General features: G+C 48.4%; 11 protein-coding genes. 7 read left to right on the top strand and 4 right to left on the bottom strand.

The features are described from left to right. The first annotated feature begins 29 nt into the window (after positions 1–29). Entirely contained in the window at positions 30–2,303 is a 2,274-nt protein-coding gene (locus ACM6JA_RS07170) for a S8 family serine peptidase (protein ID WP_414851765.1), read from the top strand. Positions 2,304–2,348: 45 nt separating this feature from the next. Here ACM6JA_RS07170 and ACM6JA_RS07165 read toward each other — a convergent pair whose 3' ends face one another. Then, positions 2,349–3,986: a PucR family transcriptional regulator gene (locus tag ACM6JA_RS07165; protein WP_414851764.1), complete on the bottom strand. Its 1,638-nt coding sequence runs from the start codon at positions 3,984–3,986 to the stop codon at positions 2,349–2,351. A 132-nt stretch (positions 3,987–4,118) separates the two neighbouring features. Between ACM6JA_RS07165 and ACM6JA_RS07160 the strand changes: the two genes are divergently transcribed. Together ACM6JA_RS07160 and ACM6JA_RS07155 are read left to right on the top strand one after the other, a co-directional pair. Then, complete coding sequence (locus ACM6JA_RS07160; RefSeq protein ID WP_414851763.1) at positions 4,119–5,627, top strand: CoA-acylating methylmalonate-semialdehyde dehydrogenase; 1,509 nt, start codon at positions 4,119–4,121, stop codon at positions 5,625–5,627. A 30-nt stretch (positions 5,628–5,657) separates the two neighbouring features. Continuing rightward, a complete protein-coding gene (locus ACM6JA_RS07155) occupies positions 5,658–7,022 on the top strand; it encodes an aspartate aminotransferase family protein (protein WP_414851762.1) in 1,365 nt (454 codons plus the stop codon). Positions 7,023–7,105: 83 nt separating this feature from the next. On the opposite strand, the gene ACM6JA_RS07150 is transcribed toward ACM6JA_RS07155, so the two are convergent. After that, positions 7,106–7,429 carry a MazG nucleotide pyrophosphohydrolase domain-containing protein gene (locus tag ACM6JA_RS07150; RefSeq protein ID WP_173605206.1) on the bottom strand — a complete coding sequence of 108 codons (324 nt, stop codon included), beginning with the start codon at positions 7,427–7,429 and terminating at the stop codon, positions 7,106–7,108. A 96-nt stretch (positions 7,430–7,525) separates the two neighbouring features. Here ACM6JA_RS07150 and ACM6JA_RS07145 point away from each other — a divergent pair, with 96 nt between their 5' ends. The 3 genes from ACM6JA_RS07145 (at position 7,526) to ACM6JA_RS07135 (ending at position 11,024) form a co-directional block, all read left to right on the top strand. Further along, on the top strand, positions 7,526–8,107 hold the full coding sequence (locus tag ACM6JA_RS07145) for a TIGR00730 family Rossman fold protein (protein ID WP_414851761.1): 582 nt from the start codon (positions 7,526–7,528) through the stop codon (positions 8,105–8,107). A gap of 168 nt (positions 8,108–8,275) precedes the next feature. Then, positions 8,276–9,577 carry a hypothetical protein gene (locus tag ACM6JA_RS07140; RefSeq protein ID WP_414851760.1) on the top strand — a complete coding sequence of 434 codons (1,302 nt, stop codon included), beginning with the start codon at positions 8,276–8,278 and terminating at the stop codon, positions 9,575–9,577. A gap of 187 nt (positions 9,578–9,764) precedes the next feature. Next, the gene (locus tag ACM6JA_RS07135) at positions 9,765–11,024 is read left to right on the top strand and encodes a hypothetical protein (protein WP_414851759.1); all 1,260 of its coding nucleotides are present in this window, start codon (positions 9,765–9,767) and stop codon (positions 11,022–11,024) included. Between the two features lie 10 nt (positions 11,025–11,034). Here ACM6JA_RS07135 and ACM6JA_RS07130 read toward each other — a convergent pair whose 3' ends face one another. Further along, positions 11,035–11,463: a hypothetical protein gene (locus tag ACM6JA_RS07130; RefSeq protein ID WP_007727983.1), complete on the bottom strand. Its 429-nt coding sequence runs from the start codon at positions 11,461–11,463 to the stop codon at positions 11,035–11,037. Positions 11,464–11,472: 9 nt separating this feature from the next. Continuing rightward, the gene (locus tag ACM6JA_RS07125; RefSeq protein WP_414851758.1) at positions 11,473–11,985 is read right to left on the bottom strand and encodes a hypothetical protein; all 513 of its coding nucleotides are present in this window, start codon (positions 11,983–11,985) and stop codon (positions 11,473–11,475) included. A gap of 185 nt (positions 11,986–12,170) precedes the next feature. Here ACM6JA_RS07125 and ACM6JA_RS07120 point away from each other — a divergent pair, with 185 nt between their 5' ends. Then, positions 12,171–13,517, top strand: a complete 1,347-nt coding sequence (locus ACM6JA_RS07120) for an NAD(P)-dependent oxidoreductase (protein ID WP_414851757.1) — start codon at positions 12,171–12,173, stop codon at positions 13,515–13,517. The last annotated feature ends 1 nt before the right edge of the window (position 13,518 follow it).

Below are 13,518 nucleotides of genomic sequence, written 5' to 3'. Positions count from 1 at the left end.
AAATGGTTACATTATGCCATGGGGGAAGGGTGTTTGGTTTGCGAAAAAAATGGCAGGCAGCTTTATGCACGACACTTGTTCTGACACTTTCGCTGGAGGGCATTCCAGCGGATGCCAAGCAAGAAGGGGAGCGTCGGGGCAATATCCAGATCGAAGCGGATGAGGGTCTTGCACTGGACAAGCTTACGTCGAAAAAGAGAGAGTCTGAGCTCGTCGTTATTCAGTTATCTGGTCCTGTTCGTGAGGAGTGGAAAGAAGAACTGGAAGATATCGGCGTCACGCTTGGTGATTACATACCGGATTATGCATTCATCGCGAAAATTGAGGATGAACAGGTAAGAAGGAAAGTCGAGGAGCTGTCCTTTGTCGAAGATGTTTTGGCGTTTACACCGAAGTCCAAGGTATCGTCCGAGGTTCGCTTTCAAGGAGGCAACAGAGAGCGCGTCGAGGTTGCCGTCATCGGTTTCAATCAACGGGTGGACATGTATCGAGCGATGACGGTATTGACGGAGGATCAAGATATACGAGACATTCAATCGCCAGAGGATGCTCCGCATATATCAATCGCTAAAATGGATCAGCAAACGATTGAACAAGTGATTGAATCAGATGATGTCATTGCTGTTGTCCCCGTGCCAGAAAACAAGCTGCGTAATGATGTGGCAGCTACCATCATTCATTCGGACAAGCTGGCCTCGACAGGGTACACAGGCAAGGGACAAATTGTTGGAGTCGCCGATACTGGACTTGATACAGGGAAGCTTCAAACGATGCATCGAGATTTTAAAGGCCAGATTGAGAAGCTCATTTCTCTTGGCCGACCGAATGATGCAAGTGATGTCCACGGTCATGGTACACATGTAGCCGGTTCTATTGTGGGCACAGGAGAAGCATCAGATGGACAGTATAAAGGAACGGCACCGGGTGCAAAGCTCGTTTTTCATTCCATAGAGACCGCAAAAGGGAAGCTCAACACGGATGTCGAGACCATTTTACAGGAAGCATACGAAGAGGGTGCCCGCATTCACTCCAATTCATGGGGGGCGAATGATAAGGGAGCGTACAGCCTATCATCGCTTCTGTTTGATCGCTTTTTATGGGAGCATCCAGATATGACGGTGCTTGTTGCGGCTGGGAACGATGGCGAGAAAGGCTATAAAACGATTGGGAGCCCAGCCACTGCTAAAAACGTCATCGCCGTTGGCGCTACGGAAAATGTTCGACCCAGCTTGGGGAAGAACTCCGATAAAGCGGACGACGTGTGGGTATCGAGCAGTCGCGGCTTAACGGCCGACGGGCGTTTGAAGCCCGATATTGTCGCGCCTGGTTCAGCGATCTTGTCTACGCGCTCTTCACTGGCACCGAGCAAAAATTTCTACAAGCGTTTTAATGAACATTACGCATATATGAACGGCACGAGCATGGCTACGCCGATTTTAGCGGGCGGTGTGGCACAAATCCGGGAATTTTTGCAGGAAGAAGGGGAAAAAAATCCGAGCGGTGCATTAGTAAAAGCCATGCTGTTAACTAGTGCAGACAACTTGGATGAAGACATGCGAGAGCAAGGCTTCGGCCGAGCCAATCTGGAGCAGGCGATTGAAACGAACTTCAAGGACGAGAAGGATGGCATTCGCACGCGTGAAAAAGTCACATATAAGGTCAAGGTCTCGGATGATTCCAAGCCTTTGGCAATTACGCTTGCGTGGACGGATTATCCCGCTGCTATTGTCGCAAAGCGTGCACTCGTCAACGATTTGAATCTTAAGGTGACGACACCAAGTGGAGAAAAGCTGAATGGCAACGACTTTTTTGAGGCCCCGTACAACGACGAAGTGGACAACCTGAACAACGTCGAACAGGTATGGATTACTGAGCCAGAAGAGGGAACCTACACGGTGACGGTCGAAGGCTATAACATCCCGAAAGGACCTCAGCCGTATGCGCTAGCGACAACGGGAAAATGGCGTAAGGCCGATGATGAGGAAGAGGAAGAGCCACCAGTTGTAGACAAAGAACCTGCGCGAACAGGGAAACTGACGAAGAAGCAGAAAAGCATGGAGTACTTGATCCGCGTTAATGAACCGGGTGATTTGGAATTGTCCGTAGAGTGGGAAGAGGATGCAAATATTGATTTGTACGTGTATAACAGTCGTTCACAAGAGCTTGCTGCTGCAACAAGCATCAACAATCCAGAACAACTAACGGTGAATCTTGAAAAATCCGGCCTGTACAATATTCGCGTTGTGTTGACGGATGGAAAAGAAGCGAAGTATCGCATGTATATGAAAAAGCCAGGAAAATAAATAACAGGCACAACCTTCATCTCGGATGAAAGGTTGTGTCTTTTTTTACTGATGTTGCTCTTCTTTGCTTAACCAGTCCCGCGCTCGCATAGCGATTTCCAGGCAAATCCTATTTTGCGTTGCCGTGTAATCCTCACCGAGAATTTCTTCGATTTTTTCCAAGCGATGATAGAGCGTTTGACGATGAATGAACAGTTTTTCCGCAGCCTCCTGCTTGGACAGGTTGACATCCAAATAGACACGTAGCGTATGAACGAGCGAGGAGCCGTGTGCTTGGTCATGGGCTAACAGCGGGCCGAGGTAATCGCTTATGAAGGTCTTTAACACAGGCTCACTAGGTACGTGGAACAGCAGTCGGAACAATCCGAGATCAGCGAAAAATGGACTGGATGATTCCTGACAAAAAGCCAGTGCCTGTTCCGCCTCTGCGAGGTGTCGTCCAGCGTCAGACAACCGTTTCCCGGCTCGACTGACGCCCATCCAGATTTGAACTTCCGCCCCGAGCATTTGTGTCATGATTCCTTTGACATCCCGAAAGGCTTTTTCCAGGGTACGACGGGAATCTGCAAGCGGCCGCTGCTCGATCAATAAAAAGTAAAAGCGATGGCCCTTGCAACGTATGAAAGGACGAAAGTGATGACGAGTCAATAGTGAACGGAATATAGCCGTCAGATCGTGCGGTGGAAGGGAATCCTCGGTCAGGTTCTTCGGCTTCTCAAACGATAAAATAATCATGTGATAGGCCGAGGCTTTACCGCTGCCCGTGAAACCAAGCAAGGAACGCATTTGTTCCTCCGGTAGGGAGCGGTTGGCAATCAAATCATCAAACAGCCGGTTTTCAGTAGCAAGCGCCTGTTCCTCGACAAACATTTTTCGCATTAAAATTTGGGCCATCGCGCTGACCGTATTGTCTAAGGTCAGGAGCAAATACTCATCCGGACTGCGTTCATACAAGACAATGCCGACATAGGCGAGCACGTGACCCATCGCCATCACTGGTTGATAGGCTAGTTGCCTGGTCGCAGATAGAGAAAGGAAACGGACGCCAGCTTTACTACTTTCCAGTTCGGAAAAATGAGACCGCATCAAATCGCTCATCTCCACTGCAACATCATGCGGTACCACTGGGGCAAATTGTGTGGAGCCATCTGGTACGTAATAGAAGACCTGCGTCTGAACCGCCATCTGAAAATGCTGCAATAGCTTGGGTATGCCTGCTGCCTGCAAGCTGAGCTGCTGCAAACTGCGAGAGTATGCTTCGAGATTGCGAAGTGCTTGCATTTGCGCATGGATCAAATGCTCGTGCAAATCTTGCGTGATGTCGACAAAGCGGACAGGATGATGAAAGACGAGCAACGGAAACTGGTGGTGGTTCGCCAACTCTAGCATATCCTCAGGGATGGAGGGGATGTAACGTCCCAGTTCTATGCACAACCCGACTGCTTTTCGGCGAATGAGTTCTGTTAAATACGCAAGTCTCTTTTCCTTTTCTTCGCCAAATCCTAGCCCTGTTGATAGGATCAGCTCGCCGCCATTTAAAAACTGTCCCGTATCGGCAGTCTCCAAGACGTGAACCCAGCGAACAGGGCGGGACAGGCCGTGATGCCCTGCCACCACTTGGGCATGTTGAAACAATGGACGCTTGATGATTTCTGCAATAGTCAGGCGCAAATCGTTGCTCATCAGGATCACCTCTTCCGTTTACACTCTGTATGATTAACCCTACGTAATGCGTTACGCTTTGTCTAGTGCTGACAGGCATTATTTTTGGATAAAATGGAATTGTCAATTAATTGAACGTGAGGAGTTGAAGGGATGAACACAGCTATCGTTGGAAATCCGTTGAAAAACTACATCGGAGGGCAGTGGGTAGATTCACTGACGACACGTTTTGAGGATGTACCCAATCCGGCAACAGGAGAATTGTTGTCACGCGTGCCATTGTCGACGAGAGAAGATGTGGACAAGGCTGTTGCTGCTGCAAAGGAAGCGTTTGTGAGCTGGAGTGCTACCCCTGTCGTGGATCGTGCGCGCATTATGTTTCGTTTTCACAGTCTTCTCGTCAAGCATGAGGATGAACTCGCCCGGATGATCACCATGGAGAACGGAAAAAATCTGCCTGAGGCACAGGCAGAGCTATTGCGTGGGCTGGAAATGGTAGAGTTCGCTTGTGGGATGCCGACATTGATGATGGGAGAAACATTGCCCAATATCGCAAACAGCATCGACAGTCAGGTGATCCGTTTTCCGTTGGGGGTAGTGGGCGGGATTACCCCATTTAACTTCCCGGTGATGGTCCCGATGTGGATGTACCCGATTGCGATTACAGCAGGAAATACGTTTGTTCTAAAGCCCTCGGAGCGTACGCCGCTGTCTTCGATTCGGATTGCTGAATTGCTAAAGGAAGCAGGGCTGCCAGACGGTGTATTCAATGTCGTAAACGGAGCGCATGATGTCGTCAATGGTCTGTTGGAGCATCCGGATGTTAAAGCGATCTCCTTCGTCGGCTCGCAGCCGGTTGCAGAATACGTGTACAAGACAGCAGCAGTGAACGGGAAACGTGTGCAAGCCCTGGCTGGGGCGAAAAATCACCATTTGGTCATGCCTGACACGGATTTGAAGCGCGCGGCAAAAACAATTACAAGCTCAGCGTTCGGCTGTGCAGGAGAGCGGTGTATGGCAGCCAGCGCTGTAGTAGCTGTTGAGGAGATTGCCGATGAGTTGATCGCGCATCTAATCGAGGAAGCCAGTGCTCTTGCGATGGGAAATGGATTGAAGGAGGGCATCGATCTCGGGCCAGTCATCCGTGATTCTCACTTGTCCAAAGTACATGACTATATCGAAAAAGGTGTCGCGTCTGGCGCTGCGCTGGTCCGCGATGGTCGCGAGGACGCGAAAAAGCTGCCGGATGGTTACTTCCTCGGTCCAACGATTTTTGACAAGGCAGATGCCGAGATGGTCATTGTCCGCGACGAGATTTTCGCGCCTGTCCTGAGTGTCATGCGTGTGAAAGACTTTGAAGAGGGCTTGGAGACGATCAGCCGCTCGCGTTTTGGCAATGGGGCGACCATCTATACGAACAACGGAAAATGGGGAAGAGAATTCGTTCAGCAGGTGGAAGCGGGTATGGTCGGTGTCAATGTAGGGGTGCCTGCTCCGATGGGCTTCTTTGCTTTCTCAGGCTGGAAGCAGTCCTTTTACGGTGATTTGCATGCAAATGGAAAAGACGGCGTCCTCTTTTTCACGAAGAAAAAAACGGTCACATCCAGATGGTTCGAAGATGGCGACACAAGCATTGGTTCGCAAAAGGTTTTTGTAAAGTAACCTCTAACGAAAAATAAGGAGGATTGCGCGATGGAACAAGGACAAGTGACGAAAGATTTTGATAAAGAGAGCTTGCTGGATGCTGACCGTTCGCATATGTGGCACCATATGTCCCCCTACAATCCCAATCCGATGATCGTAACAGAAGCGAGCGGATCGTGGATCACCGATATCGACGGGAACCGATATCTGGATGGAATGTCTGGCTTGTGGTGCGTCAATGTTGGCTATGGCCGACAAGAGCTCGCAGACGCCGCTTACGAGCAGTTGAAGCAACTGGCTTATTTTCCACTCACACAAAGCCACGTCCCTGCAATTCGTCTATCCGAGAAGATCAGTGAATGGCTTGGCGAGGAGTATCGTGTTTTCTTTTCCAATAGCGGCTCGGAAGCGAACGAGGTCGCATTCAAGATTGCCCGTCAATATCATCATCAGAACGGGGAGCCGGGCCGTTACAAATTCATTTCGCGGCATCGGGCTTACCACGGGAATACGATGGGGGCTCTCGCTGCAACTGGTCAATCCATACGCAAGGAAAAATACGAACCATTGGCGCCTGGCTTCCTTCATGTACCACCGCCTTACTGCTATCGCTGTCCGGCTGGAAAATCGTATGGCAAATGCAATCTGGAGTGCGCCCAATATTACGATCAAGTGATCAATTGGGAAGGTGAAAAGACAGTGGCAGCGGTCATCATGGAGCCGACCATTACCGGAGGAGGCCTCCTTGTTCCTTCGCCGGAATACATGCCAAAAGTGCGGGAAATCTGCGATAAGTACGGCGTGTTGATGATCGTGGATGAGGTCATCTGCGGATTTGGTCGCTCTGGTCAAAAGTTCGGCCACCAAAACTTCGGAATCAAGCCAGACATCGTGACCATGGCCAAAGGTATTACGAGTGCCTACCTGCCACTTTCTGCAACGGCTGTGCGGGCCGAAATCGCGGATAAATTCAATGAGCAGGGGAATAATCTGCATTTCCGCCATGTCAATACGTTCGGCGGCAATCCGGCGGCATGCGCGCTTGCCCTGAAAAATCTCGAAATTTTAGAAGAGGAAAAACTGGTGGAGAGAGCGGAGGAACTTGGTGCAGAATTGCGTACCAAGCTGGCGTTTCTCGCAGAACATCCGTACGTGGGAGACATTCGCAGCTTCGGTTTCTTGATGGGGATCGAAATGGTAGAGGATCGCAAAACAAAGGAACCTGCGGCGCCAGCGAAATTGACACAGGTGATTGCCGAGTGCAAGAAGCGGGGGTTAATCATCGGGCGCAATGGCGACACCATTCCCAGCTTCAACAATGTACTGACACTCTCGCCACCGTTTACCACAACGAGCGATGATATCGATTTTATTGCGCAGGTTATGAAGGAAGCCTTTGATACATTAGAGTAGGAGTAGCTTGGACGAAAAGACGAATAGATGAAAGCAGCGGTAGACTAGGAGATGCGAAAATCCTAGGCTGCCGCTGTATTTCTTCAACGATGGAGCTGATAGCGCTTTTGCAGCTTTGCTCGATGTGCTTCCAATATCTCCTCAAAAGGAACCTCGTATTGATTTGCCAGCAAGATTAAATTCCCAAGTACATCGCCCAACTCTTCCACCAGCTCCTGCCGAGCTTCCGCTGCGGGCTTTTCCCCTTCATCCGGACGATCGCGACCAATTTCAATGGCGCGAACAGCTCTTGCCAGTTCGCCAGCTTCTTCCATTAGAAAACCTACACGAATAAACGGACCGTACCCTGTCCATCCGCGTTCTTGATAAAAATCTCCAACCCATTTTTGAAACTCAGTTATATTCATATATATCTGTCCCTTCCTGATTTTAGTATAATTATATTACACGCAAAGAAATTCAGGAAAAGCCATTCTACTTCAATAAGTTTTTGGGAGGATGACATGAAACGTATTTGTGTTTATGCAGGTTCCAATCCAGGTGTGAATCCACTTTTTGAGCGGTACGCACTGGAGTTGGGAAAAGAACTGGTCGGTCGTGGTCTTGAATTGGTCTATGGTGGCTCTAGCATGGGACTGATGGGGCGCGTTGCAAATGCAGTACTGGAAGGCGATGGCAAAGCGATCGGCGTCATGCCTACAGGACTGTTCCGCGGAGAAATCGTACATAAAGGGCTGACAGAATTGCATGAGGTCCTGACGATGCACGAGCGCAAAGCGAAAATGATCGATTTGTCTGATGGCTTCATTGCTTTGCCGGGCGGATTGGGTACCTTTGAAGAAATTTTTGAAGTGGTGAGCTGGAGTCAAATTGGCATTCACCAAAAGCCAATCGGACTGTTGAACGTGGATGGTTACTATACGCCATTGATGCAAATGGTGGAGCATGCGACTGAAGCCGGATTTATTCCTGCTATGCAGGGCGAATTGATCCTGTGTGAGAGTGATCCCGCTATTTTGCTAGATCGGATGCGAGATTACACACCGCCAGTGAAAGTAAACAAATGGTCGGAACTGGATAAATAAGAACGAGCGAAAAAATAACCCGAAGTCCTCCATTTGTGCGAGGAATTCGGGTTATTCTAGTTATTGACAAGATGAATGCAGGAGTGTTAATGTAGTTGATTATATCCCTAGTAAACACATAGGAATAATATTAATATGATTCGTCTTCATACGTCAGGAGGATTCTTCATGAACAGATCAGCGAAATGGCTAAAACTCTCCACCTCAGCTGCCGTACTCTCAGCGGCACTCGTTTTTCCAACTGCAGTCGGTGCTACAACGAAAACAACAGTAGAAGCACACGTAGAGTGGAACAGCTTTTTGCAGCAGCAATACGGTGTGACTTTTGACAAGACGGTAACTCGTGAGCAATTTGACAAAGCGTTGCTCAAGATCGTATCTACTACTTCAAGTATATCGGAAAAAGACTTGTCAGCCAAAACTTTCTTGCCTGCATCCAAAGATGCCTCCAAGCTGGTTGTATGGGAAGCAGTCAGCGCTGCCGCAAAAGCTGCTGAGTTAAAAGAGCTCGGGTATACATATAGCGAAGAAAAAGTAGCGGCTGCCTTGAAAAAAGCAGGGATTTCGTATAAAAAAGGCGGCAGGCTTACCTTGCAGGCTGCACAAGAGCTGGCTGTAGCCATTGACACGGGGCTTGTATCCGCCAATGCTTTGAAGTCAGCTTCTGTAGAAGGAGCAGTATCCGCAGAGCTTGCGAGTCAATTGCTAGCAAAAGTAGCAGAGTTCCATGGTTCTGCCAAAAACTATCTGGGCACAATTGCCGATGCAGAGATTTTTGGCAAGCTCGCACAGGCGTGGAACGAATCGCAAATCATCAAAGCCGGTGAATTGCAAGAGCTTGTAGACAAAGGCTTGAAGCAAAACCTGATTACTGGCTACAATCTGAAGGATGCCGCATTCGATCCTCATTTTGATCCACAGCGCACGATTACGTATGGGCATAGTGATATCGCTCACGCCATTCAATTAATCGGCCTGTTAAAAAGTGAAGGCGTCAATGCCAAGGTTCAATTTGAGCCGAAAACATCTGCCTTCATTTACTTGAAGGAATGGGGAGAGCCTGTTCAAACAGCCGATTATCAAGTGGTTCAGATTGAAAACGGCAATTACATTGCGTATGCCAAGGAGTACGATCTCAGCTTGGAATTCGACAGTGTAGAAGAGAAAGAGAAGTTTCAGCCACTTGTTTTGAAATATGCCAAACGAGATCAAGAGGACATGACTGGATTACTCAAGGCTTCTTGGTGGCAGCCGCTTTATCATTCCCGTACGGAGCTGGCAGATTATGCTGTCATCACGAACAACGTGTTAAAAGATGGCCGTTATGTCGTGCAGTCTTTCTCCCTGAATGAAGAATCACCAAAAGTCGTGGAAGGCTTCCAAAAGCTGAATGACAAGGTAAAGGTAGAGACATACAAATTTTGGGTAGATCAACCGTTCTTTAATTATCTCAACGGCGAATCGAAGTAAAATACTGTGCATCGAAAAGCGTCCTTCCCTTCACAACATCGGGGAGTGGACGCTTTATTCTGTTACATGGATCATGGATGAAAAAATCCGTTTAGCGGATTTTGTCTATTTCTGGTATAATTTAGGGATAACCGTTGTTTTATGGCGATGGTTGTACAGTTATGCTGATAGTTTGGGAGGGAATGAAGTGGAAAAGAAAGCGATAATGCTACTGTTGTCCTGCTGTTTGTTCGCTTCGACAGCATTCGCAGCAAGCGCATCAACGACAATGCCAACGACGCCGCAAAGCGGTACAGGAACTTCCGTGCAGGCACCAGCAGATTTGTCAAAAGGGCTGCTCGTGAATACCTTCACTTCCCATCAGTGGAAACAAGATTCGCTTACGAAGCTACTGGGGAAATCCGGAAAAGAGTTTGATGATTATGTGTATTACCCACAAGGAATCAGCATGAAGTGGGACGAAAACAAGCAAGCGTTTGCCGTTCTCGTTGAACCTTCCTATAAAGGCGAAGTTGTAAAAGGTATTACGACCTCTAAAAGAAAAGACGAGATCGTCCGAGTCTTGGGTAAACCACATTTTTCCGATGAAAAGCTTGAGTTGATTGGCTATGCGGAACAGGGCTATCACTTGTTTTTCACGTTTGCTCAGGATAAAGTAAAAGCCATTTCCATTTATCGTCGTGATCAGATCGCCGATACAAATGCACTTGTTGATATGGCTAAAAATTTGCAAGACTATGGTGAAAAATTAGGGGCACCCGCAGAATATGCTGATTTTTCTATCTTTGGAGCATGGGGTAAGCCGGATTTTTCGTACCACCTCAGAGGAATCGGTACATATGCGTGGGAGTATCCATCCAGAGGCATCGCCTACGATGGTATGCCAGATGATGCAACGCTAACCATCTACAGTAATTTTGCGAGCAAAGACAAGCTCGCTGATTTGAAAAACGTAAAAAACATTGTCTTTTCCAATGAAGATTCCCTGTTCTTGATCGAAAAACTGAGAATCGAAACCGAAAAAGAAAAAATCGAATTGGCGAAAAAAGCTGGAATCCCATCACCAGACAAGAAAAAAATCGCGGTGATTGATTCAGACAATTTGTACAATACCGCGAATGTTCGCTTCTATCAGCCAGACTACACACCGCAGGCTCAACTGTTTCCAGGTTATTTTATCGATGAAGTAACATGGCTGGACAACAACTGGATTTTGTATCAGACAATGATGGGTGTGGGTGTTTATCACGTTACTACCCATGAAAAGATAGAAATTGTAGGAACAGAGAAAAAGGCAAATGAGCCGTTTGATATATTGGATGTCAATACAGTCAAGCCTGATCTAACGAAAAAAGCAATTGTGTTTGAATTCGGCATGGAAGAGAAGAATCAGACTTACACGGTTCGCTATCAAATCACGGGCGACAAAATCACGTTTACCAGGTAGAGAGCAGGGATTATCGTTCTTTTTTGGCGCTGATGGGCGAGCTGGCTGCTTCCTTCTCGGCCAAGTACGAGCGCATGCCTCGAACGAACAACTCACGAAGGACTTCCTGCTGCGTTTTGCTGCTGACGAGAGAGCGAATGAGCTCCAGTTCAGCAACCAATTCTGAATCAAGGTGAAGATTGACAGTCTTCCCTTTGGTTCGGGGGTGCAGCTCGTAGTACTCCGCTGATTTTTTTACGATTCCTTCGATGACAACAGCTTCGTCCAACCATTCCTGGTCGGGGATATACAAGCATGGTGCTTCTAAAATAATATGGGTCAGCTCTTCGCTAAATCGGATGGCGAGGGTCTGACCCTTTTTTTTATGCAAGTCGCGGATTTGTCGTGATCTTTCTTGATTGGCAACTGTATTTTCCAGCGTGATTACGGCCAGTTCCATAGCGCCTCCTTACGGGATGAGCAGTTCTTCTTCTGCTACCGACAACAATACTTCTCCCGTTTTTTCCAATTGGACTTGGTAGGTGAAGTGCTGATCGCTTCGCTCGACGGAGGTGATAATTCCCCAGCAGCATATGTTCTCTCTCGTGAGTTGGACACGGTCCAAAACCTCGTAGATCGGGCGAAGATACCCTTTTTTATATAGATAAGTGAGCACGGATTCTCGAGGAAAAAGAAATCGTTTGTTTCCTTGTTTACTGACCAAAAGGGGGAAGGTCTCCCGTTCGTCTATACAATCCCCTAAATAGCCTTGATCTGCCCAGCGTTTGACGGTAGCCATACTGCCGACACGGCCAGCTTTTGTCTCCAGGATGTCTAGTATTTCGCGTGAAGAGAGAAACGCTTTGCGTCTTTCGAGTTGTGTCAGGTAGTTTTTTCGCTCGGTTTCCAATTGGCTGAGAAGCGCATGTGCATCCGCGATTTTTTGCTTCACTACCTTGATCTCCAGGTCGTAATCCTTCATACGGGACGGCCCTTTCTTCCTTGTTTGTTTTATCCTATTCGATTATGAAATCATTCATGTCAATCCAAGCAGATTGATTTCGTTTCGTTGCTAGGCAAATACGAAATGTAACAATCATAAAAAAGCGATTTCGCACATTGATTAATAGCAAGCATGTTTAGATCTGGTGAGGAGGTTGTGGACAGATGAGCATACCGAATGAGCTCGCGAAAAATTTTGCGGAAGTCGTGCCTGCCCTAAAACCGATGGAAGCCATCCATGAGGCGAATCGCTGCTTGTATTGCTACGACGCACCCTGTATTAAGGCTTGTCCCACGTCGATTGATATCCCTTCCTTCATCAAAAAAATTGCGACCGGGAACTTGTTCGGATCAGCCCGGACTATCATGGAATCGAATCCCGTCGGGGCGAGCTGCGCGCGCGTATGTCCAACCGAGGAGCTGTGTGAGGGTGCCTGTGTACTCCATTCAGCTTCCAAGCCCATCATGATCGGCCTTCTCCAGCGTCACGCGACAGACTGGGCAATCCAAAATCAAGCAACGCTTTTTTCAAAAGGCGAAGCAAATGGAAAACGGGTAGCCGTCGTCGGAGCGGGCCCAGCGGGATTATCAGCAGCGCGTGAGCTTGCGCGTCTCGGCTACGCGGTTACGGTATTTGAAGCCAAAGAAAAGGCAGGAGGATTGAACACGTACGGCATCGTGTCGTTCCGTCTGCCACAGGAAATTTCGCTATGGGAAGTAGAGCAAGTAGAGGCATTGGGGGTAGAGATACGTACCAATACACGAATCGGAGTGGATGTAGCGCCAGAAGAGCTATTGGACCAGTATGATTCCATCCTGTTGGCAGCCGGTATGGGCAATGTCCCTCAGCTGCATATCCCGGGAGAAGAATTGGAAGGTGTCCTTGATGCCATTGCACTCGTGGAGGAGACCAAGACAAAGCCACTATCCAGGGAGATGCAGGGCAAAAAAGTCGTCATCATCGGTGCGGGGAATACGGCGATTGACGCTGCCACCTGTTCGAAACGGCTGGGTGCAGACAATGTCCAAATTCTGTACCGGCGGACGGTTCAAGAGATGTCCTGTTATCAGTTTGAGTACGAATTCGCCAAGCAGGATGGCGTAGAATTCCGCTGGCTCGTTGCCCCAACGAGTGTATTGGAGGAAAACGGCCGTGTGAAGGGCTTGGAACTGGTGCGTATGGAGCTAGGTGAGCCGGATGAGAAAGGTAGAAGGCGGCCAGTAGAAATTCCAGGCAGTCATTTTGTCATTGAAGTAGATTATGTCGTCAAAGCGATCGGACAAAACAGACATCTGTCATTGATTCAATCATTTGGGCTTCAACACCGCAATGGGATTGTCGAGGTCGAGGAAGGCACCTATCGAACTTCCCATGGCAAAGTTTACGCGGCGGGTGATGTCATTTTTGGTGGAGGCAAGACAGATGCGATGGTAGTCGATGCAGCCAATCACGGGAAACGAGCGGCCCATGCCATCCACCAATCGCTCCGTGATCAAAAACAGCCAGTATAAA

This window comes from Brevibacillus sp. IT-7CA2 (assembly GCF_949767855.1).
Lineage (GTDB): Bacteria > Bacillota > Bacilli > Brevibacillales > Brevibacillaceae > Brevibacillus.
The sequence above is the reverse complement of the archived record's forward strand: the minus strand, read 5'-3'. Positions and strand labels throughout refer to the sequence as shown.

What these genes read in the sequence shown, in the direction of transcription:
- ACM6JA_RS07165 (WP_414851764.1), bottom strand. Translation starts at nt 3,986, where the DNA reads ATGAGCAACGATTTGCGCCTGACTATTGCAGAAATCATCAAGCGTCCA.
- ACM6JA_RS07160 (WP_414851763.1), top strand. Translation starts at nt 4,119, where the DNA reads ATGAACACAGCTATCGTTGGAAATCCGTTGAAAAACTACATCGGAGGG.
- ACM6JA_RS07155 (WP_414851762.1), top strand. Translation starts at nt 5,658, where the DNA reads ATGGAACAAGGACAAGTGACGAAAGATTTTGATAAAGAGAGCTTGCTG.
- ACM6JA_RS07150 (WP_173605206.1), bottom strand. Translation starts at nt 7,429, where the DNA reads ATGAATATAACTGAGTTTCAAAAATGGGTTGGAGATTTTTATCAAGAA.
- ACM6JA_RS07145 (WP_414851761.1), top strand. Translation starts at nt 7,526, where the DNA reads ATGAAACGTATTTGTGTTTATGCAGGTTCCAATCCAGGTGTGAATCCA.
- ACM6JA_RS07140 (WP_414851760.1), top strand. Translation starts at nt 8,276, where the DNA reads ATGAACAGATCAGCGAAATGGCTAAAACTCTCCACCTCAGCTGCCGTA.
- ACM6JA_RS07130 (WP_007727983.1), bottom strand. Translation starts at nt 11,463, where the DNA reads ATGGAACTGGCCGTAATCACGCTGGAAAATACAGTTGCCAATCAAGAA.
- ACM6JA_RS07125 (WP_414851758.1), bottom strand. Translation starts at nt 11,985, where the DNA reads ATGAAGGATTACGACCTGGAGATCAAGGTAGTGAAGCAAAAAATCGCG.
- ACM6JA_RS07120 (WP_414851757.1), top strand. Translation starts at nt 12,171, where the DNA reads ATGAGCATACCGAATGAGCTCGCGAAAAATTTTGCGGAAGTCGTGCCT.